This window comes from Achromobacter sp. Bel, assembly GCF_012928505.1.
In the GTDB taxonomy this organism is placed as follows: Bacteria; Pseudomonadota; Gammaproteobacteria; order Burkholderiales; family Burkholderiaceae_B; genus Achromobacter.
Genome location: NZ_JABBJN010000041.1, coordinates 34,900 through 53,235, shown reverse-complemented (window position 1 = coordinate 53,235; position 18,336 = coordinate 34,900). Strand labels below are relative to the sequence as shown.

Below are 18,336 nucleotides of genomic sequence, written 5' to 3'. Positions count from 1 at the left end.
CAGGACAGATATTGGGGCCGCTGCTGGCCTCGTGGGCCGCGCACTGGGGCGCGGGCTTGCCGCAAGTGCTGGGGGCCGGCGCGGCGCTGCTGGCGCTATCGGCCTGGCGCTTGGGAAAAATCACGACAGATGACATAGGCGCTGGGCATAATGCGATCGGCCCCCAGGGCTGCACACATTAGAGACAAGAACGAGGAGTCACCCAGCATGAGATCTTTGCGCCCCCTGATCGCCGCACTAGCGGCCGTTGCCGCCTTCAGCGGCGCCGCGCAGGCCCAGACCGCCGACTGGCCCGCCAAGCCCATCACCATGATCGTTCCCTACGCGCCGGGCGGCTTCGCCGACACGCGCGTGCGGCTGCTGGCGCGCAAGCTGGGCGAAACGCTGGGCCAGCCCATCGTGGTCGAGAACAAGGCGGGCGCGGGCGGCGTGGTCGGCACCAACCTGATCGCCAAGGCGGCGCCGGACGGCTACACCATCGGCACGGGCAATCTGGCCCCGATGGCCGTGAACCCGTCCTTGATGAAGGAAATGCCCTATAACCCGCAAAAGGACCTGGCGCCCATCATCCTGATCGAGAACAGCCCGCTGGTGCTGAGCGTGAACAACGAGCTGCCGGTCAAGACGCTGGCCGAGCTGATCGCGCTGGCCAAGAAGCAGCCCGGCAAGCTGTCCTTCGGTTCGTCGGGCGTGGGCGGCGCGCACCACCTGTCGGGCGAAATGTTCCGCGAGCAGGCCAAGATCGACATTGTGCACGTGCCGTACAAGGGCGGCAGCCTGGCCGCGACCGACCTGATGGGCGGCCACATCTCAATGATGTTCGAGATGGGCTATTCCGCGCTGCCGGCCATCCAGGGCGCCAAGATCCATCCCATCGCCGTCACGTCCGCCAAGCGTCTGGCCGTGCTGCCCGATGTGCCCACGATGGCCGAATCCGGCCTGCCGGGCTTCGAGTCCTACAACTGGCAGGGCATCGTCGCCCCCGCCGGCACGCCGGCGCCGATCATCGCCAAGCTGAACGCGGAATTCAACCGCATCCTGAAAGAACCGGATGTGCAGAAGGCCATCGCCGACACAGGCAGCCAGGCCGGCGGCGGCACGCCAGAGGAATTCGCGGCCTTCATCAAGAGTGAAACCGAGAAGTGGGCCCACGTCATCAAGGCTGGGAACATCCAGCTTCAATAACCCTTAGGAGTCTTCCCATGGCCACCCGTCTGCTTGACCTTCTGAAGTTGGACCATCCCATCATCCAGGCTCCCATGGCGGGCGGCGCGACGACGGTGGAACTGGTGTCCGAGGCGTCGAAAGCGGGTGTCCTGGGATCGCTCGGGGCGGCCTACATGAGTCCCGAGCAGATCGATGCGGCAGCCGCGGACATCCGCGCCCGCACGCCGCGGCCGTTTGCCATCAACCTCTTCGCATCGGTGCCGGACCAGCCCATGCAGGGCGACACCGGCCGCATGCTGGCCCTGATGGCCCGTTACCACGAGCAACTGGGCTTGCCGGCCCCCGCCGCGCCGGGCCCACAGGCCGACCCGCTGCCGGGGCAGATCGAGGCCGTCCTGCGGCTGCGCCCGGCAGTCTTCAGCTTCACCTTCGGCCGGATCCCGGCCGACGTGCTGGCGCGCTGCCGGCAATTGGGCATCCTGACCATCGGCACGGCGACCACCGTGCGCGAGGCGATCGCGCTGGAACAGGACGGCGTGGACGCCATCGTGGCCCAGGGCGCCGAAGCGGGGGGGCACCGCGGCACCTTTCTGGAGGATTTCGAGCAATCGCTGATCGGCACCATGGCGCTCACGCCGCAGGTGGCGGATGCGGTTTCCGTGCCGGTGATCGCCTCGGGCGGCATCATGGACGGCCGCGGCATCGCTGCCGCCCTGGCGCTGGGCGCCGACGCCGCACAAATGGGGACGGCTTTCCTGACGACGGACGAATCCGGCATCAGCGACGCCTACAAGGCTGTGCTGCCGGCATCGCGCTCCGAGCAGTCACGCGTGACCCGCGCCTTTTCCGGCCGTCCGGCGCGCGGCATCTCCAACGCCTTCATGCGGGATGCCGACGCCATCGCCGCCGACATCCTGCCGTATCCCCTGCAGAATGCGCTGACGCGCCCCATGCGCACGGCGGGCGGCAAAGCGGGCAATATCAACGTGCTGTCCCTATGGGCGGGCCAGGCTGCGCCGCTGGCCCGGCGGGAAAGCACGGCGGACCTGGTCCAGCGGCTGGTCCGGGAAACCCAGGCGGCCCAGGCGCGCCGCTGACCGCCGGCGGGGCCCTGTCCCGGCGCCCCGCCGGGCACTCGCCCGGGCGGGCGATTGTCCCTGATACCGAAAACACTGTTCCACTGGCGACGTATCGGATTGTGATTACAAAGCGTCGGGCTACAATGGCGCCTCGCCGCTTGGGGGCCAGAGTCCGCCTTGGTCCTCGCAAAACCCCATTTCGTTGCCCATGCCCGCTCAATCAAGCAGCACCCCGGAATTCGCCCTGCGCCTGGAAGGTGTGGCGCTAGGCTACGGTGATTTCACCGTCTTGCGCGATATCTCCATGGACGTGCGCGCGGGCCAAGTCGTCGCCGTCATGGGCGGCTCGGGTTCGGGCAAGACCACGCTATTGCGAGCGGCCACCGGCCAGCTCATCGCGCAGCAAGGCCGTGTCCTGGCGTTTGGCCAGGACATCGGGCGCGCCGCGCCGGCCGAACTGCAATCCCTGCGCAAACGCATGGGCGTGCTGTTCCAGCAGGGCGCGCTGTTCACTGACTTGAACGTATTCGAAAACGTCGCGTTCCCGCTGCGCGAACACACCCGCCAGTCCGAAGCCGACATCACCGAGCGCGTCCTGGACAAACTGGACGCCGTGGGCCTGCGCGCCGCCGCGCACCTGAAGGTGGCCGAGATCTCCGGCGGCATGGCGCGCCGGGTTGCCCTGGCCCGCGCCGTGGTGCTGGAACCCGAACTGATCCTGTACGACGAACCCTTCGCCGGACTGGACCCGATCTCGCTGGGCATCACGGCCCGCCTGATCCGCAGTCTGGCCGACCGCCTGGGATGCGCCTCGGTGCTGATCACTCACGACGTGCAGGAATCCTTCGCCATCGCCGACCGGGTGTACCTGGTGGGGCAGGGCCGGCTTGCCGCCTCCGGCACGCCTGAAACGCTATCGGCGTCGCAAGACCCGTATGTCCAGCAATTCCTGAAAGGCGAGCCCGACGGCCCGGTCGCGTTCCAATACCCTGAAACGCCGGCTTTCCAGAAGTGGCTTTCCGAACAAAAAGGGCGCAAAGCATGAGCGGCTTGAACAACCCCGTCAGCGCGCTGGGCGGATGGGTCCGCGGCATCGTGTCAGGCATCGGCTACTTCACCCGGTTCTTCGCCGGCATGCTGGCGCGCAGCGGCATCGTGTTCTCGCGCCCGCGCCTGGTGTCGCAGCAGGTCCATTTCATCGGCAACTATTCGCTGCTGATCATCGCCGTGTCCGGCATGTTCGTGGGCTTCGTGCTGGGACTGCAGGGCTACTACACACTGAACCGCTACGGTTCCGAAGAAGCGCTGGGGCTGCTGGTGGCCCTGTCGCTGGTGCGCGAGCTGGGTCCTGTCGTGACGGCGCTGCTGTTCGCCGGCCGCGCGGGCACCTCGCTGACCGCCGAGATCGGCCTGATGAAGGCCGGCGAACAACTGTCGGCCATGGAAGTCATGGCCGTCGACCCGATCCGCCGCGTCCTGGTGCCGCGCCTGTGGGGCGGCATTATCGCCATGCCCATCCTGGCGGCGGTGTTCTCCATGGTGGGCATCCTGGGCGGTTGGGTTGTCGGCGTCGTGATGATCGGCGTGGACGCGGGTGCGTTCTGGTCGCAGATGCAAAACGGCGTCGATGTCTGGAATGACGTCGCCAACGGCGTCATCAAGAGCGTGGTGTTCGGCGTCACGGTGACGCTGGTGGCGCTCTACGAAGGCTGGCAGGCCCGGCCCACCCCCGAAGGCGTCGCCCGCGCCACCACGCGCACCGTGGTGGTGGGCTCCTTGGCGGTACTTGGGCTGGACTTCCTGCTCACCGCCTTGATGTTTGGAAATTGAAACGGATCGATCATGTCACGCGAAAAAACCGACTTCTGGGTAGGCCTGTTTGTACTGCTGGGCGCGATCGCGCTGGTATTCCTGGCGTTGCGCGCCGGCAACCTCAGCACCTTTTCCTTCGCGCCGACCTATACGCTGTCGGCCAATTTCGATAACGTAGGCGGCCTCAAGCCGCGCGCGGCGGTCAAAAGCGCCGGCGTCGTGGTGGGGCGCGTGTCCAGCATCACCTTCGACGACAAGATGTTCCAGGCGGTCGTCTCGGTGAATCTGGAAAAGGCCTACCAGTTCCCGAAAGACACCTCGGCCTCGATCCTCACCTCCGGATTGCTGGGCGAACAGTACCTGGGCCTGACGGCGGGCAGCGAAGAAGAGAACTTTACCGACGGCGGAAAAATCCGCTATACACAAAGCGCGGTTGTGCTGGAGCAGCTGATCAGCCAGTTCCTGTACGGCTCCGCCGAAAAGCAGGGCGCGACCTCCGAGGCCGCTCCCGCCGCGAAAGCGCCAAATTGAAGACGATGCGAAAGACGCCGTAACAGGCTGCGCTTGCCCATCGCAATATCATAAGAATCGTTGATAGGGATGTCCTGATCATGAACAAGAACGCACTTTCCCGAATTGCCACCATCGCAGCGGCGGGTGCACTGATGGCCGGCTGCGCCGCGCCGCAGAATCCGGATCCCCGCGATCCGTGGGAAGGTTTCAACCGGGGCGTCTACAAGTTCAACGACACAGTCGACCGCGCGGTCTTCAAGCCGGTCGCCCAGGCCTACACCTTTGTCACGCCACAGCCCGTTCGCAGCTGCGTGCACAACATCTTCAGCAACGTCGGCGACCTCTGGTCCGGCGCCAACAGCTTCCTGCAAGGCCGTGGTCACGATTTCGTGAACACGCTGGGCCGGTTCCTGTTCAACACCACGATGGGCGTGGGCGGCTGTTTCGACGTCGCCTCGGCCAACGGCGCACGCAAGATCCCGAACGACTTCGGCACGACGCTGGGCGTGTGGGGCTTCGGCCAAGGCCCGTACCTGGTACTGCCGTTCTTCGGTTCGTCCACGGTGCGCGACGGCACGGGCCTGATCGGCGATTTCTACGGCACGACCTACGGCTACATGGGCGTCGACTCCATCGACAACGTGCCCCTGCGCAACTCGCTGTGGGGCCTGCGTATCGTCGATACGCGCGCCAGCCTGTTGAGCGCCACCGACACGATCGACCGCGTCGCGCTGGATCCGTACAGCTTCATCCGCGACGCCTACCTGCAACGCCGCAACGCCATGGTGCTTGGCCAGCGCGTGAACGACGAAGACACGCTGCCCAACTACGAAGACGATGATGGCGATGCCCCCGCTGCCGCCAAGGGCGCCCCTGTGCCCGCGCCGGCAACCAAGTAAGCTGTCGCTTGCGTTCATCGGTACAGTAAGGAGTTTTGATGCGATTTGCTTTTGTTTCCCTGTTGCAGCGCTTGGCTTTCGCGGGCCTGCTGGGCCTGGCCACGGCCAGCGCCGCGCAGGCCAAGCCCAACCCCAACGGTCCCCCGGACCAATTCGTCGTCGCCACGGCCAATGAAGCGCTCGACGTGCTGAAAGCGGACGGCGCCGTCAAGGCCGGCAACACCGCCCGCATCAACGAAGTCGTCAACCAGCACATCCTGCCCTACGTCAACTTCCAGAAGACGACGCGCCTGGCCGCCGGCCGCTACTGGCGCCAGGCGACGGAACCGCAGAAGACGGCCTTGGCCGACGCGTTCCGCGGCACGCTGGTCCGCACCTACAGCGGCGCGCTGACCCGCGTCACGCCCAGCACCACCGTCAAGGCCCTGCCGTTCCGCGGCGACCCAAAGGCCGACGACGTGGTCGTGCGCACCCTGATCAGCCAGGACAACGGCCAGCCCACCGGCGTGGACTACCGCCTGGAAAAGACGCCGCAAGGCTGGAAGATCTACGACATGAACGTCGAAGGCATCTGGCTGATCGAAAACTACCGCAACCAGTTTGCGCAGCAGATCAACCAGAACGGCATCGACGGCCTGATCAAGGCGTTGAACCAGCGCAACCAGTAACCCCCCGGTTCCGGCTGCCTCCGGCCCGGCGCGCCCCTAGTGGCCCGCCGGGCCGATTATTTAAGGGACGGATCAAGTCTCCATCCCTTACGGCTCCCGGGGCCATAGGCGCTTGCCGTCACAGGGCGCTTATATAATGGTCAATTCGCTCTTTCCGGGCATCCCCGCGCCGTCATGTCAGCCGTCAGTCTAGAAAACGTCTCCAAGGTCTATTCGCCACGCCAGCCTGGCTGGCAGAAGTTGCTTGGGCGCACGCCCGCTCCCGGCTTCCAGGCGCTGGACCACGTCAGCCTGAACATCGAGCATGGCGAGTTCTTCGGCCTGCTCGGCCCGAATGGCGCGGGCAAGACCACCCTGATCTCGATCCTGGCCGGCCTGGCGCACGCATCGTCCGGACGGGCCACCGTCTGTGGATACGACGTCGTGGCCGACTACAAGTCGGCGCGCCGCGCGCTGGGCGTCGTGCCGCAAGAGCTCGTCTACGACCCGTTCTTCACGGTGCGCGAAACCCTGCGCATCCAGTCCGGCTACTTCGGCCTGCGCAACAACGACGACTGGATCGACGAGATCCTGTTCAATCTGGGACTGGCCGACAAGGCCGACAACAACATGCGCGCGCTGTCCGGCGGCATGAAGCGCCGCGTGCTGGTGGCGCAGGCGCTGGTGCACCGCCCCCCCGTGATCGTGCTGGACGAACCCACCGCGGGCGTGGACGTGGACCTGCGCCGCACCTTGTGGGAATTCATCTCGCGCCTGAACAAGGCGGGCCACACCATCATGCTGACCACGCATTACCTGGAAGAAGCGGAAGCCCTGTGCGGCCGCATCGCAATGCTCAAGCGCGGCCGGATCGTGGCGCTGGACACCACTCAGGCCCTGATGGCCCGCGTGGGCGGCGTCGACCTGGAAGACGCGTTCGTACGCATCATGCATCAGGGCGACGAGCCCGCCGCGCCCGCCCTGCAACCCGAAGAGATTTCGTCATGACGCCGCCCAACGCGACCACCAGCCAACCGCTGGTGCAGCCCCGCCTGGACGCGGGCTCCGGTTTCCCGACCCTGCTGCGCAAGGAACTGCTGCGCTTCTGGAAAGTCGGCTTCCAGACCATCGCCGCCCCCGTGATCACGGCGCTGCTGTACTTGCTGGTCTTTGCGCACGTGCTCGAAGGGCGCCTGATGGTGTACGGCACCGTGCCCTACACCGCGTTCCTGATCCCCGGGCTCATGATGATGAGCATGTTGCAGAACGCGTTCGCCAACCCGTCCTCGTCGCTGATCCAAAGCCGCATCACGGGCAACCTCGTCTTCATGCTGCTGCCGCCCCTGTCGCACCGCGACATGTTCGGCGCCTTCGTGCTGGCGGCCATCGTGCGCGGCCTGGCCGTGGGCCTGTGCGTCTGGGCGGTGGCGCTGTTCTTCGTGTCGCTCGTCCCCGCCAACCCGCTGTGGCTGCTGGCGTTTGCGGTGCTGTCCTGCGGCATCATGGCCGTGCTGGGCGTGGTCGCAGGCCTGTGGTCCGAAAAATTCGACCAGTTGGCCGCCTTCCAGAATTTCCTGATCATGCCCGCGACGTTCCTGTCCGGCGTGTTCTATTCCATCCACACGTTGCCGCCCTTCTGGCAAAGCGTGTCCCACTGGAACCCCATCTTCTACGCCATCGACGGATTCCGCTACGGATTCTTCGCGGTGTCGGACGTCTCGCCCTGGCGCAGCCTGGGGGTCGTGACGGCGGTGTTCCTGGCTCTATCGCTTTACGCGCTGCGGCTTCTGGCCAGCGGCTACAAACTCAGGAACTGACGTCCATGCTTCCCACTCCCGCGCAAGTCCGCCAATACATCGCGGACGGCCTGTCCTGTGAACATCTTGACGTGCAGGGCGACGGCTCGCACTTCGACGCCGTCATCGTCAGCACCGCCTTCGAAGGCAAGCGCTTGATCCAGCGCCATCAGATGGTCTATGCCGCCCTGGGCGACCGCATGAAAGCCGAGATCCATGCATTGTCCATGCGCACGCTGACCCCTGGCGAGTACCAGCAAGCAGGCAAGTGATGGATAAACTGCGCATCACCGGCGGCACGCCGCTGCACGGCGAAATCTCGATTTCCGGCGCCAAGAACTCGGCGTTGCCGATCCTGTGCGCCGGCCTCTTGACCGCCGACGCGCTAACGCTCGCCAACGTCCCGCACCTGAACGACACCGCCACCATGCTGCGCCTGCTTGGCCGCATGGGCGTGCGCGCCGAGCGCGGCGCGGACGGCGTGGTCACGCTGCAGGCCGACCGCCTCGACAACCTGGAGGCGCCGTACGACCTGGTCAAGACGATGCGCGCGTCCATCCTGGTGCTGGGCCCGCTGCTCGCCCGCTTCGGTGAAGCGCGCGTCAGCCTGCCGGGCGGCTGCACCATCGGCCAACGGCCGGTCGACCAGCACATCAAGGGCCTGGCCGCGCTGGGCGCCGAAATCAGCATCGAGCACGGCTTCGTCGTCGCGCGCGCCAAACGCCTGAAGGGCGCATCCGTGCGCACCGACATGGTCACCGTCACCGGCACCGAGAACCTGCTGATGGCCGCGGTGCTGGCCGACGGCCGGACCGTGCTGGAGAACGCGGCGCGCGAACCCGAAGTGGTCGACCTGGCCGAACTGCTCATCAAGATGGGTGCCCGCATCCAGGGGCACGGCACCGACCGCATCGTGATCGACGGAGTCGCCCGCCTGCACGGCGCCGAACACCGCGTCATCTCCGACCGCATCGAAGCGGGCACCTTCCTGTGCGCCGTGGGCGCGACAGGCGGCGACATCACGCTGAAGAACACCGACCCGGGCATTCTGGGCGCCACGCTGGACAAGCTGGCCGAAGCCGGCCTGACCATCGAAACCGGCCCGGACTGGATCCGGGGCGCCATGTCCTCGCGCCCGAAAGCCGTGGGTTTCCGCACGCATGAATACCCCGGCTTCGCCACCGACATGCAAGCCCAGGTCATGGCCCTGAACGCGGTTGCCGAAGGCACCTCGGTCATCGCCGAGACGATCTTCGAGAACCGCTACATGCACGTGCAGGAATTGCGCCGCATGGGCGCCGACATCGACATCGACGGCCACACCGCCGTCGTGCGCGGCGTTGCCCGCCTGTCGGGCGCCACCGTCATGGCCACCGACCTGCGCGCCTCGGCCAGCCTTGTCATTGCCGGCCTGGCCGCCGACGGCGACACGCTGGTCGACCGCATCTACCATCTGGATCGTGGCTACGACCAGATGGAGGTCAAGCTACGCGCCCTGGGCGCGAACATCCAACGCGTTACCGGCAAGGAACAGGCATGAATAGTCCCCTGACCCTGGCCCTGTCCAAGGGCCGGATCTTTGAAGAAACCATGCCGCTGCTGGCCGAAGCCGGCATCGAAGTGACCGAGAGCCCGGAGAGCTCGCGCAAGCTGATCCTGCCGACCAGCGATCCTGGCCTGCGCCTGATCATCGTGCGCGCCTCCGACGTGCCGACCTACGTGCAATACGGCGCGGCCGACCTCGGCATCGCGGGCAAAGACGTGCTGATCGAGCACGCCAAGGAACAGCCCGGCGGCCTGTACCAGCCCATCGACCTGAACATCGCCAAGTGCCGCCTGGCCGTGGCCGTGCGCAACGGCTTCGACTACGAAGGCGCCGTGCACCAGGGCGCGCGCTTGCGCGTGGCCACCAAATACGTCCACTCAGCCCGTGAACACTTTGCGGCAAAGGGTGTGTACGTGGATATCATCAAGCTGTATGGTTCGATGGAACTGGCGCCGCTGGTCGGCTTGGCCGACTGCATCGTCGACCTGGTGTCCACCGGCGGCACGCTGCGCGCCAACGACCTCGTCGCCGTGGAAGACGTCATGCCGATCTCGTCGCGCCTGATCGTCAATCAGGCCGCGCTGAAGACCCGCGGCGCCCGCCTGCAACCGCTGCTGGACGCCTTCGAAAGAGCCGCTTCCCGCAATGCCTGACCTCCGCCCGCCGCGACGCCGCGGCGGCCGCTTTCCGCTTTGCTGCATGACGCCATGGCACTGATCAATCGTCTCGACTCCCGCGATCCCGGATTCAAATCCGCCCTGTCCAAGCTGCTGGCCTTCGAGGCCACCGAGGATGAGTCCATCGACCGCGCCGCCGCCGGCATCCTGGCCGACGTGCGCACCCGCGGCGACGCCGCGCTGGTGGAATACACGCAACGTTTCGACCGCATGCCTGGTGCATCGGCCGCCACGCTGGAAATCCCCAAGGCAGATTGGCATGCCGCGCTGGCCTCGCTGCCGGCCGCGCAGCGCAATGCGCTGGAAGCCGCCGCCGACCGCGTTCGCAGCTACCACGAACGCCAACGCGCCGAGACCTGGACCTACACCGACGCTGAAGGCACGATGCTGGGCCAGCAGGTCACCCCGCTGGACCGCGTGGGCCTGTACGTGCCGGGCGGCAAGGCCGCCTATCCATCGTCGGTGCTGATGAACGCCATCCCGGCCAAGGTCGCGGGCGTGCAGGAACTGGTCATGGTCACGCCCACGCCCGACGGCGTGCGCAACCCCATCGTGCTGGCCGCGGCCGCCATCGGCGGCGTGGACCGCGTGTTCGCCATCGGCGGCGCGCAGGCCGTGGGTGCGCTGGCCTACGGCACCGATACGGTGCCCCCCGTGGACAAGATCGTCGGCCCCGGCAACGCCTACGTCGCCGCCGCCAAGCGCCGCGTGTTCGGCACGGTCGGCATCGACATGATCGCCGGCCCCAGCGAAATCCTCGTCATCTGCGACGGCAAGACGCCGGCCGACTGGATCGCCATGGACCTGTTCTCGCAAGCCGAGCACGACGAACTGGCGCAATCCATCCTGCTCTGTCCCGACGCCGCCTTCATCGAAGAAGTCGAAGCCGCCATCGCGCGCCTGCTGCCGACAATGCCGCGCGCCGACATCCTGCGGGTCAGCCTGGCCAACCGCGGCGCGCTGATCCAGGTCCAGAGCCTGGAAGAGGCCTGCCAGATTGCCAACGATATCGCGCCCGAGCACTTGGAGATCTCGACCGAGCAGCCCGAAATCTGGACCGCCAAGATCCGCCACGCCGGTGCGATCTTCATGGGCCGCTTCAGTTCGGAAGCGCTGGGCGATTACTGCGCAGGTCCCAACCACGTGCTGCCCACGTCCCGTACGGCGCGCTTTTCGTCGCCGCTGGGCGTGTACGACTTCCAGAAGCGCTCCAGCCTGATCCAGGTCTCGCGCGAAGGCGCGCAGACCTTGGGCCGCATCGCCGCCGAACTGGCGTTGGGCGAGGGCCTGCAGGCGCACGCCGCCAGCGCCCAGTACCGGATCGACAAGCCATGAGCGGGGTTCCGGCGGCAAATGTCGCCGGCCGCATCGCCGGCACCGTCCGCGCCGATATCCGCGAACTGGCCGCCTATCCGGTGGCCAACGCGGAAGGCTGCATCAAGCTGGACGCGATGGAATGCCCCTACGAGCTGCCCGACGCGGTTCGCGACGACATTGCCCGCACCGTGCGCGACACGGCGCTGAACCGCTACCCGGCCGCCGACCTGTCCGCGCTCGAGCAGGCGGTGAAGACGGCATTCGGGGTGCCCGATGCCGCCGACGTGCTGTTCGGCAACGGCTCGGACGAGCTCATCCACATCGTGGTGCAAGCCTGCTGCAACCCCGGCGATACCGTGATGTCGCCGTGGCCGTCGTTCGTCTATTTCGACATGGCGGCCCGCTTCGACCACGCCCGCTTCGTCGGCGTGCCGCTGACGGATGATCTGACCCTGGATTTGCCGGCCATGCTGGCCGCCATCCGCGAACACCAGCCCAAGGTTGTGTTCCTGGCCGTGCCCAACAACCCCACCGGCGGCCTCTGGTCCGACGGCGACGTGCAGGCGATCATCGCCGCCGCCCCCGGCCTGGTGGTGCTGGACGAGGCCTACCAGCCCTTCGCCGACCGCAGCTGGATGGCCCAGGTGCTGGACGCGCCCAACGTGGTCGTCATGCGCACGGTATCCAAGATCGGCCTGGCCGGCCTGCGTTTCGGCTACATGGCCGGCCATCCGGACTGGATCGCGGAACTGAACAAGGTGCGCCCGCCCTATAACCTGGACGTGCTGACCCAGGCCACGCTGATGACGGTCCTGCGCCACAAGAACGTGCTGGACGAACAGGCCGCGCGCCTGCGCGCCGACCGCGAACCACTGGCCCAGGCCCTGGCCGCGCTGCCCGGCGTCAGGGTATTCCCTTCCGCCGGCAACTTCATACTCGCGCGCTTTTCCGGCAAGCTGGACGGCAACGCCGTGCATCTTGCGCTGAAAACGCGCAAAATATTGATTCGTAACTTCTCCGACGCCCATCCGCTCCTGGCCAACTGCCTGCGCATCTCGGTGGGCGCCCCGGCCGAGAACGCCGCCTTGCTGGCTGCCCTGCAAGAGATTTTGAGTGCTTAACATGCGTACCGCAGAGATCACCCGCAACACCAACGAAACCCGCATCCGCGTGGCCATCAACATCGACGGCACCGGCAAGCAGACGATCGACACGGGCGTGCCGTTCCTGGACCACATGCTGGACCAGATCGCGCGCCACGGCCTGATCGACCTCGACATCAAAGCCGAGGGCGACCTGCACATCGATGCGCACCACACGGTGGAAGACGTGGGCATCACGCTGGGCATGGCCATCGCCAAAGCGGTCGGCACCAAGGCCGGCCTGCGCCGCTACGGCCACGCCTACGTGCCGCTGGACGAAGCGCTGTCGCGCGTCGTGGTGGACTTCTCGGGCCGTCCCGGCCTGGAATACCACATCCCGTTCACGCGCGCCCACATCGGCAATTTTGACGTCGACCTGACGCGCGAATTCTTCCAGGGCCTGGTCAATCACGCGCTGATCACGCTGCACATCGACAACCTGCGCGGCTTCAACGCCCACCATCAGGCGGAAACCGTGTTCAAGGCCTGTGGCCGCGCCCTGCGCATGGCCATGGAAGTCGACCCGCGCATGGGCGACGTCGTGCCCTCCACCAAGGGCGTGCTGTAACCGTTCGCCAAACCCACCGCACCAGGCAAAAAGAAGTGACCACTATCGCCATCGTCGACTATGGAATGGGCAATTTCCACTCCGTCGCACGCGCCCTGACGTTCGCCGCCCCGGATGCGGACATTCGCATCTGCAACCAGCCCCAGGACATCGACGCGGCCGACCGCGTGGTCTTCCCGGGCCAGGGCGCCATGGCGGACTGCATGCGCACCCTGAATGAATCCGGCCTGCGCGAAGCCGTCGTGCGCGCTGCCCGCAACAAGCCCCTGCTGGGCGTCTGCGTGGGCGAACAGATGCTGTTCGACTCCTCTGAAGAGGGCGGCACGTCATGCCTGGGCCTGTTCCCCGGCGTCGTGCGTCGCTTCTCGGGCCCGCGCTTTGCCGACCTGATCGCCGCCGATGACGAAGCGTGCCTCGCCGACACCGGCGCGGCGGGCGCGGTCGACACCCGCCCGGAACGGCTGAAAGTGCCGCACATGGGATGGAACAAAGTCCGCCAAACGCGCTCTCATCCTATCTGGGACGGCATTCCGGACGACACGCACTTCTATTTCGTCCATAGTTACTACGCCGATCCGGACGATTCCGGCCTGATTGTTGGTGAAACCGATTACGGCGTCGCCTTTACCTGCGCAGTGGCGGCAGCTAACATTTTCGCGGTGCAGTTCCACCCCGAAAAGAGCGCCGAGCACGGTTTGCGCCTGTATCGCAATTTTGTAGACTGGCAGCCGTAGGCCTTGAGCCTGCTGCGCCAGCCCATTCAACCCCTCTTTCTTTTTTGCTGCCCACCATGCTGCTGATCCCCGCCATCGATCTTAAAGACGGGCGCTGCGTGCGCCTGCGCCAGGGTGACCTGGACGATGCAACGGTGTTCTCCGAAGACCCCGCCGCCATGGCCACCCGTTGGCTCGACCAAGGCGCGCGCCGCCTGCATTTGGTCGACTTGAACGGCGCCGTCGCCGGCAAACCGAAGAACGAAGCGCCCATCAAGGCCATCCTGGAAGCCGTCGGTGACGACATCCCCGTCCAGATCGGCGGCGGCATCCGCGACCTCGACACCATCGAGCGCTACCTTGACGCCGGCATCTCCTACGTGATCATCGGCACCGCCGCGGTCAAGAACCCGGGCTTCCTGCAAGATGCCTGCGGCGCTTTCCCCGGCCAGATCATCGTCGGCCTGGATGCCCGCGACGGCAAGATCGCCACCGACGGCTGGAGCAAGCTGACCCGCCACGACGTGCTGGACCTTGCCAAGAAGTTCGAAGACTACGGCTGCGAAGCCATCATCTACACCGACATTGGCCGCGACGGCATGCTGTCGGGCGTCAACGTCGAAGCCACGGTCCGCCTGGCCCAGCACGTGCGCATCCCCGTGTACGCTTCGGGCGGCATCGCCGGCATCCAGGACATCGAAGCCCTGTGCGCCGTCGAGGAAGAGGGCGTCGAAGGCGCCATCCTGGGCCGCAGCATCTACGAAGGCACGCTTGATTTCCAGGCAGCCCAGGCTCGCGCCGACGAATTGGCAAAATGACCACCTCCAGCAGCACCCCCGGGGCCGGCGCGCCCGTCCAGAGCGCGCTGACCCGCCGCATCATCCCCTGCCTTGACGTCACCGCCGGCCGCGTCGTCAAGGGCGTGAACTTCGTCAACCTGCTCGACGCGGGCGACCCCGTCGAAATCGCCCGCCGCTACAACGAGCAGGGCGCCGACGAACTCACGTTCCTGGACATCACCGCCACCAGCGACGGCCGCGACCTGATCCTGCCCATCATCGAGCAGGTGGCCTCGCAGGTCTTCATCCCGCTGACGGTGGGCGGCGGCGTGCGCCAGGTGTCCGACATCCAGCGCCTGCTGAATGCCGGCGCCGACAAGATCAGCATCAACAGCGCCGCCGTGGCCAATCCGGAACTGGTCCGCGCGGCTTCCGACTACCACGGCTCGCAATGCGTGGTCGTCGCCATCGACGCGCGCCGCGTGTCGGCCGCGGGCGAACCCGCGCGCTGGGAAGTCTTCACGCACGGCGGCCGCAAGGCCACCGGGCTGGACGCCGTGGCGTGGGCGCGCCGCATGGCCGCCTACGGCGCGGGCGAGATCCTGCTTACCAGCATGGACCGCGACGGCACCAAGTCGGGCTTCGACCTGGAACTGACCCGCGCCGTGTCCGACGCCGTGCCGGTGCCCGTCATCGCATCGGGCGGCGTGGGCAATCTGCAGCATCTGGCCGACGGCGTCACCACCGGCCGCGCCAGCGCCGTGCTGGCCGCCAGCATCTTCCATTTCGGCCAGCACACCGTCGGCGAATGCAAGCGCTTCATGGCTGAACAAGGCATTGCCGTAAGATTGGACTGATATGAGCACTGAACCCAGCTGGATGACCGACGTCGTTTTCGACGAAAACGGCCTGATCCCCGCCATCGCCCAAGACTTTGAAAACGGCCAGATCATGATGGTGGCCTGGATGAACCGCGAAGCGCTGGCCGAAACCGCCGCCACCGGCCGTGCGGTGTACTGGTCGCGTTCGCGCCAGCGCCTGTGGCGCAAGGGCGAGGAATCCGGCCACGTCCAGGAAGTGCACGAGCTGCGCCTGGACTGCGACGGCGACGTCATCCTGCTGAAAATCCACCAGGAAGGCGGCATCGCCTGCCATACGGGGCGCGCCAGCTGTTTCTACCGCCGCCTGGAAGGCCAGACGGACCAGGCGTCCTGGGTCACCGTGGACCCGGTGCTCAAAGACCCGGAAATGATCTACAAATGACCGATCAAGCCCTAAGCGCCGCCGATATCCTGGCGCGCATCGCCGACACGCTGGAAACCCGCCGCCCCGAAAACGGCGGGGATCCCACGGCGTCATACTCCGCCAAGCTGCTGGCCAAAGGCCCCGATTCTTTCTTGAAGAAGATCGGCGAAGAAGCCACCGAACTGGTCATGGCCGCCAAAGACGGCGTGCCCGAGCGCATCGTCAGCGAAACCGCCGACCTGTGGTTCCATTGCCTGGTCGCGCTGACGCATTTCAACCTGCGGCCGGAAGACGTGCTGGCCGAGTTGGCCCGCCGCGAAGGCCTGTCGGGCCTGGCCGAGAAGGCAAGCCGCCCCAAAGACTGACCCCGGAGCCCGGACAATGAGCGACAACTGTCTTTTCTGCAAGATCGCCGCTGGCGACATCCCGTCCAAGAAAGTCTATGAAGACGAGGACTTTGTTGCATTCCACGATATCAATCCGGCCGCACCGGTGCATTTACTGCTGATCCCTCGACGTCATGTCACATCCATGCAGGATATTACGGGTGAGGACGCAGGTTGGTTGGGTAGAATGATGTCGTTGGCGCCGCGGCTGGCAGCCGAAAACGGTTGCCGTCCGGGCCCTGATGGCGGATTTCGCATCATGATCAACTCTGGCGTCGAAGGCGGCCAGGAAGTCCCGCATTTGCATTTCCACATCATCGGCGGCTCGCGGCCCTGGAAAGGGCGCGTAGCCCCCACCGCGTAATTCGGAGAAACATCATGGGTAGTTTCAGCATTTGGCATTGGTTGGTCGTTCTGGTTATCGTGGCGCTGATTTTCGGCACCAAGAAACTGCGCAACATCGGCTCGGACCTGGGCGGCGCGGTGAAGGGTTTCAAGGAAGGCATGAAGGACGCCAACGGCGAGAAGCCGGCCGACCCGATCGCGCAGCAGCGCGTTTCCGGTGAAACCATCGACGTGCAAGCCAAGGAAAAGACCAACTCCTGAGCTGCGGCTCGTCTCCCGGGCCAGCCCTGAACGGGCCGGCCCTTATTGCTTCAATTCCCGAGCGGCCGTCGAATGTTTGATGTCAGCCTCACTGAACTGATGGTGATCGGCGTCGTCGCCTTGATCGTCATTGGCCCCGAACGCCTGCCCAAGGTAGCCCGCACCGTCGGCCACCTGCTTGGGCGCGCGCAGCGTTACGTCAATGACGTGAAGTCCGATATCCAGCGCGAAATCGAGCTCGACGAACTGCGCAAGTTCAAAAACGAAATGGAAGACGCCGCGCAAGGCGTGCAACAGTCGTTGAACGACACGCACGCCTCGCTGCAGGAACCGGTCCAGCAATTCCGCGCGGAACTCGACGAAGTCGCCCGCGAAGCCAGCGGCAAGGTCGCGCCGGTGATCGTCGGGGACGCTTCGGTCGGGGACGCCCCGGCCGAGCCTGCCCGCACGATCGCCCCGCCGGGCCAGAACCACAGCCTGGATCTGGACCTGCCCGCCGCGACCGCCCCGGCCCCCGTGCCGGCCGCGTCCGCCCCCCCACAACCCGCCCCGGCGCCCAGCGCGCCCAAGGCCGACGACGCCGCGCCCGCCGCCAAGCCCGTCACGCCCTCTGGAACACCGACGTGACCCAGGACGCCTCCCAAGAAGAAGGCCAGCAAGAGACCTTCATCTCCCACCTGGTCGAATTGCGAACTCGCCTGCTACGCGCCGTCGGCGCCGTCGTGGCCGTATTCATCGTGTTGTTCATCTACCCCGGCGCGTCCGCCATCTATGACGTGCTGGCCGCGCCCATGCTGGCCTCGCTGCCCGAAGGCACCCGCATGATCGCCACGGGCGTCATCACGCCGTTCATGGTGCCCGTCAAGGTCACGATGATGGCCGCCTTCATCGTGGCCCTACCGGTCGTGCTGTACCAGGCCTGGGCCTTTGTCGCACCCGGCCTGTACCGCCACGAAAAGCGCCTGGCGCTGCCGCTGATCATCTCCAGCACGTTCCTGTTCATCGCGGGCATGGCATTCTGCTATTTCGTGGTGTTCCGCACGGTCTTCCACTTCATCGCCACCTTCGCGCCGCAATCCATCACCCCGGCGCCGGACATCGAGGCCTACCTGAGCTTCGTCATGACGATGTTCATGGCCTTCGGCATCACCTTCGAAGTGCCCGTGGCCGTGGTGCTGCTGGTGAAAATGGGTATCGTCGAACTGTCCAAGCTGCGGGCCGCGCGCGGCTACGTCGTGGTCGGCGCCTTCATCATCGCCGCCGTGGTCACGCCGCCCGACGTGGTCAGCCAGTTCATGCTGGCGGTGCCACTGTGCCTGCTTTATGAAGTGGGCCTGATCTGCGCCCGCATGGTGTCACCCAAACCGGGTGCGGCCGCAGCCGACGATGCCGCGGATTCGCTGACCGAACGGCACTGAGACGGTCGCTGACGAGGATGGCCGGG

The 18,336-nt window shown here is 66.2% G+C and carries 24 protein-coding genes and 1 pseudogene; all 25 read left to right on the top strand.

Going from position 1 to position 18,336, the window contains the following annotated elements; translation table 11 throughout:
• Positions 1-182 (top strand): annotated as a pseudogene (locus HG262_RS22335) (MFS transporter); the annotation flags it as partial.
• 25 nt (positions 183-207) lie between these two features.
• On the top strand, positions 208-1,185 hold the full coding sequence (locus HG262_RS22330) for a tripartite tricarboxylate transporter substrate binding protein (protein ID WP_169273104.1): 978 nt from the start codon (positions 208-210) through the stop codon (positions 1,183-1,185).
• Positions 1,186-1,202: 17 nt separating this feature from the next.
• Positions 1,203-2,264, top strand: coding sequence for a nitronate monooxygenase (locus HG262_RS22325; protein ID WP_169273103.1), 1,062 nt, complete (start codon positions 1,203-1,205; stop codon positions 2,262-2,264).
• Positions 2,265-2,454: 190 nt separating this feature from the next.
• Positions 2,455-3,291, top strand: coding sequence for an ABC transporter ATP-binding protein (locus tag HG262_RS22320; RefSeq protein WP_169273102.1), 837 nt, complete (start codon positions 2,455-2,457; stop codon positions 3,289-3,291).
• Positions 3,288-4,076, top strand: coding sequence for a lipid asymmetry maintenance ABC transporter permease subunit MlaE (gene mlaE / locus HG262_RS22315; protein ID WP_169273101.1), 789 nt, complete (start codon positions 3,288-3,290; stop codon positions 4,074-4,076). Before HG262_RS22320 ends, mlaE begins: the two co-directional genes overlap by 4 nt.
• Positions 4,077-4,088: 12 nt before the next feature.
• Positions 4,089-4,589, top strand: a complete 501-nt coding sequence (gene mlaD, locus HG262_RS22310; RefSeq protein WP_169273100.1) for an outer membrane lipid asymmetry maintenance protein MlaD — start codon at positions 4,089-4,091, stop codon at positions 4,587-4,589.
• 80 nt (positions 4,590-4,669) lie between these two features.
• On the top strand, positions 4,670-5,470 hold the full coding sequence (locus tag HG262_RS22305) for a VacJ family lipoprotein (protein ID WP_169273099.1): 801 nt from the start codon (positions 4,670-4,672) through the stop codon (positions 5,468-5,470).
• 38 nt (positions 5,471-5,508) lie between these two features.
• Positions 5,509-6,138 (top strand): ABC transporter substrate-binding protein, encoded by a 630-nt coding sequence (locus HG262_RS22300; protein WP_169273098.1) that lies wholly within the window; start codon positions 5,509-5,511, stop codon positions 6,136-6,138.
• 174 nt (positions 6,139-6,312) lie between these two features.
• On the top strand, positions 6,313-7,125 hold the full coding sequence (locus HG262_RS22295; RefSeq protein ID WP_169273097.1) for an ABC transporter ATP-binding protein: 813 nt from the start codon (positions 6,313-6,315) through the stop codon (positions 7,123-7,125).
• Positions 7,122-7,934 (top strand): ABC transporter permease, encoded by an 813-nt coding sequence (locus tag HG262_RS22290; protein ID WP_169273096.1) that lies wholly within the window; start codon positions 7,122-7,124, stop codon positions 7,932-7,934. The genes HG262_RS22295 and HG262_RS22290 overlap by 4 nt, the downstream gene beginning before the upstream one ends.
• 5 nt (positions 7,935-7,939) lie before the next feature.
• Complete coding sequence (locus HG262_RS22285; RefSeq protein WP_169273095.1) at positions 7,940-8,185, top strand: BolA family protein; 246 nt, start codon at positions 7,940-7,942, stop codon at positions 8,183-8,185.
• Entirely contained in the window at positions 8,185-9,453 is a 1,269-nt protein-coding gene (gene murA / locus HG262_RS22280; RefSeq protein WP_169273094.1) for a UDP-N-acetylglucosamine 1-carboxyvinyltransferase, read from the top strand. The genes HG262_RS22285 and murA overlap by 1 nt, the downstream gene beginning before the upstream one ends.
• Positions 9,450-10,112 carry an ATP phosphoribosyltransferase gene (hisG, locus tag HG262_RS22275; RefSeq protein ID WP_169273093.1) on the top strand — a complete coding sequence of 221 codons (663 nt, stop codon included), beginning with the start codon at positions 9,450-9,452 and terminating at the stop codon, positions 10,110-10,112. Before murA ends, hisG begins: the two co-directional genes overlap by 4 nt.
• A gap of 54 nt (positions 10,113-10,166) precedes the next feature.
• Positions 10,167-11,471 carry a histidinol dehydrogenase gene (hisD, locus tag HG262_RS22270; RefSeq protein ID WP_169273092.1) on the top strand — a complete coding sequence of 435 codons (1,305 nt, stop codon included), beginning with the start codon at positions 10,167-10,169 and terminating at the stop codon, positions 11,469-11,471.
• Positions 11,468-12,574 carry a histidinol-phosphate transaminase gene (gene hisC / locus HG262_RS22265; protein WP_169273091.1) on the top strand — a complete coding sequence of 369 codons (1,107 nt, stop codon included), beginning with the start codon at positions 11,468-11,470 and terminating at the stop codon, positions 12,572-12,574. The genes hisD and hisC overlap by 4 nt, the downstream gene beginning before the upstream one ends.
• 1 nt (position 12,575) lies before the next feature.
• Positions 12,576-13,163: an imidazoleglycerol-phosphate dehydratase HisB gene (hisB, locus tag HG262_RS22260; RefSeq protein ID WP_006216836.1), complete on the top strand. Its 588-nt coding sequence runs from the start codon at positions 12,576-12,578 to the stop codon at positions 13,161-13,163.
• Between the two features lie 35 nt (positions 13,164-13,198).
• Positions 13,199-13,897, top strand: a complete 699-nt coding sequence (gene hisH, locus HG262_RS22255) for an imidazole glycerol phosphate synthase subunit HisH (protein WP_169273090.1) — start codon at positions 13,199-13,201, stop codon at positions 13,895-13,897.
• A gap of 56 nt (positions 13,898-13,953) precedes the next feature.
• Positions 13,954-14,694 (top strand): 1-(5-phosphoribosyl)-5-[(5-phosphoribosylamino)methylideneamino]imidazole-4-carboxamide isomerase, encoded by a 741-nt coding sequence (gene hisA / locus HG262_RS22250; RefSeq protein ID WP_046805342.1) that lies wholly within the window; start codon positions 13,954-13,956, stop codon positions 14,692-14,694.
• A complete protein-coding gene (gene hisF, locus HG262_RS22245) occupies positions 14,691-15,512 on the top strand; it encodes an imidazole glycerol phosphate synthase subunit HisF (RefSeq protein WP_006224534.1) in 822 nt (273 codons plus the stop codon). Before hisA ends, hisF begins: the two co-directional genes overlap by 4 nt.
• Position 15,513: 1 nt before the next feature.
• Positions 15,514-15,918, top strand: a complete 405-nt coding sequence (gene hisI / locus HG262_RS22240; RefSeq protein WP_169273089.1) for a phosphoribosyl-AMP cyclohydrolase — start codon at positions 15,514-15,516, stop codon at positions 15,916-15,918.
• Positions 15,915-16,265, top strand: coding sequence for a phosphoribosyl-ATP diphosphatase (locus tag HG262_RS22235; protein ID WP_006224532.1), 351 nt, complete (start codon positions 15,915-15,917; stop codon positions 16,263-16,265). Before hisI ends, HG262_RS22235 begins: the two co-directional genes overlap by 4 nt.
• Positions 16,266-16,281: 16 nt before the next feature.
• Positions 16,282-16,650: a histidine triad nucleotide-binding protein gene (locus HG262_RS22230; protein WP_006224531.1), complete on the top strand. Its 369-nt coding sequence runs from the start codon at positions 16,282-16,284 to the stop codon at positions 16,648-16,650.
• A 14-nt stretch (positions 16,651-16,664) separates the two neighbouring features.
• Positions 16,665-16,892: a Sec-independent protein translocase subunit TatA gene (gene tatA / locus HG262_RS22225; RefSeq protein ID WP_006216828.1), complete on the top strand. Its 228-nt coding sequence runs from the start codon at positions 16,665-16,667 to the stop codon at positions 16,890-16,892.
• 72 nt (positions 16,893-16,964) lie between these two features.
• Positions 16,965-17,519, top strand: coding sequence for a Sec-independent protein translocase protein TatB (tatB, locus tag HG262_RS22220; protein WP_169273088.1), 555 nt, complete (start codon positions 16,965-16,967; stop codon positions 17,517-17,519).
• Positions 17,516-18,310, top strand: coding sequence for a twin-arginine translocase subunit TatC (gene tatC, locus HG262_RS22215; RefSeq protein WP_169273087.1), 795 nt, complete (start codon positions 17,516-17,518; stop codon positions 18,308-18,310). Before tatB ends, tatC begins: the two co-directional genes overlap by 4 nt.
• Positions 18,311-18,336: the final 26 nt, after the last annotated feature.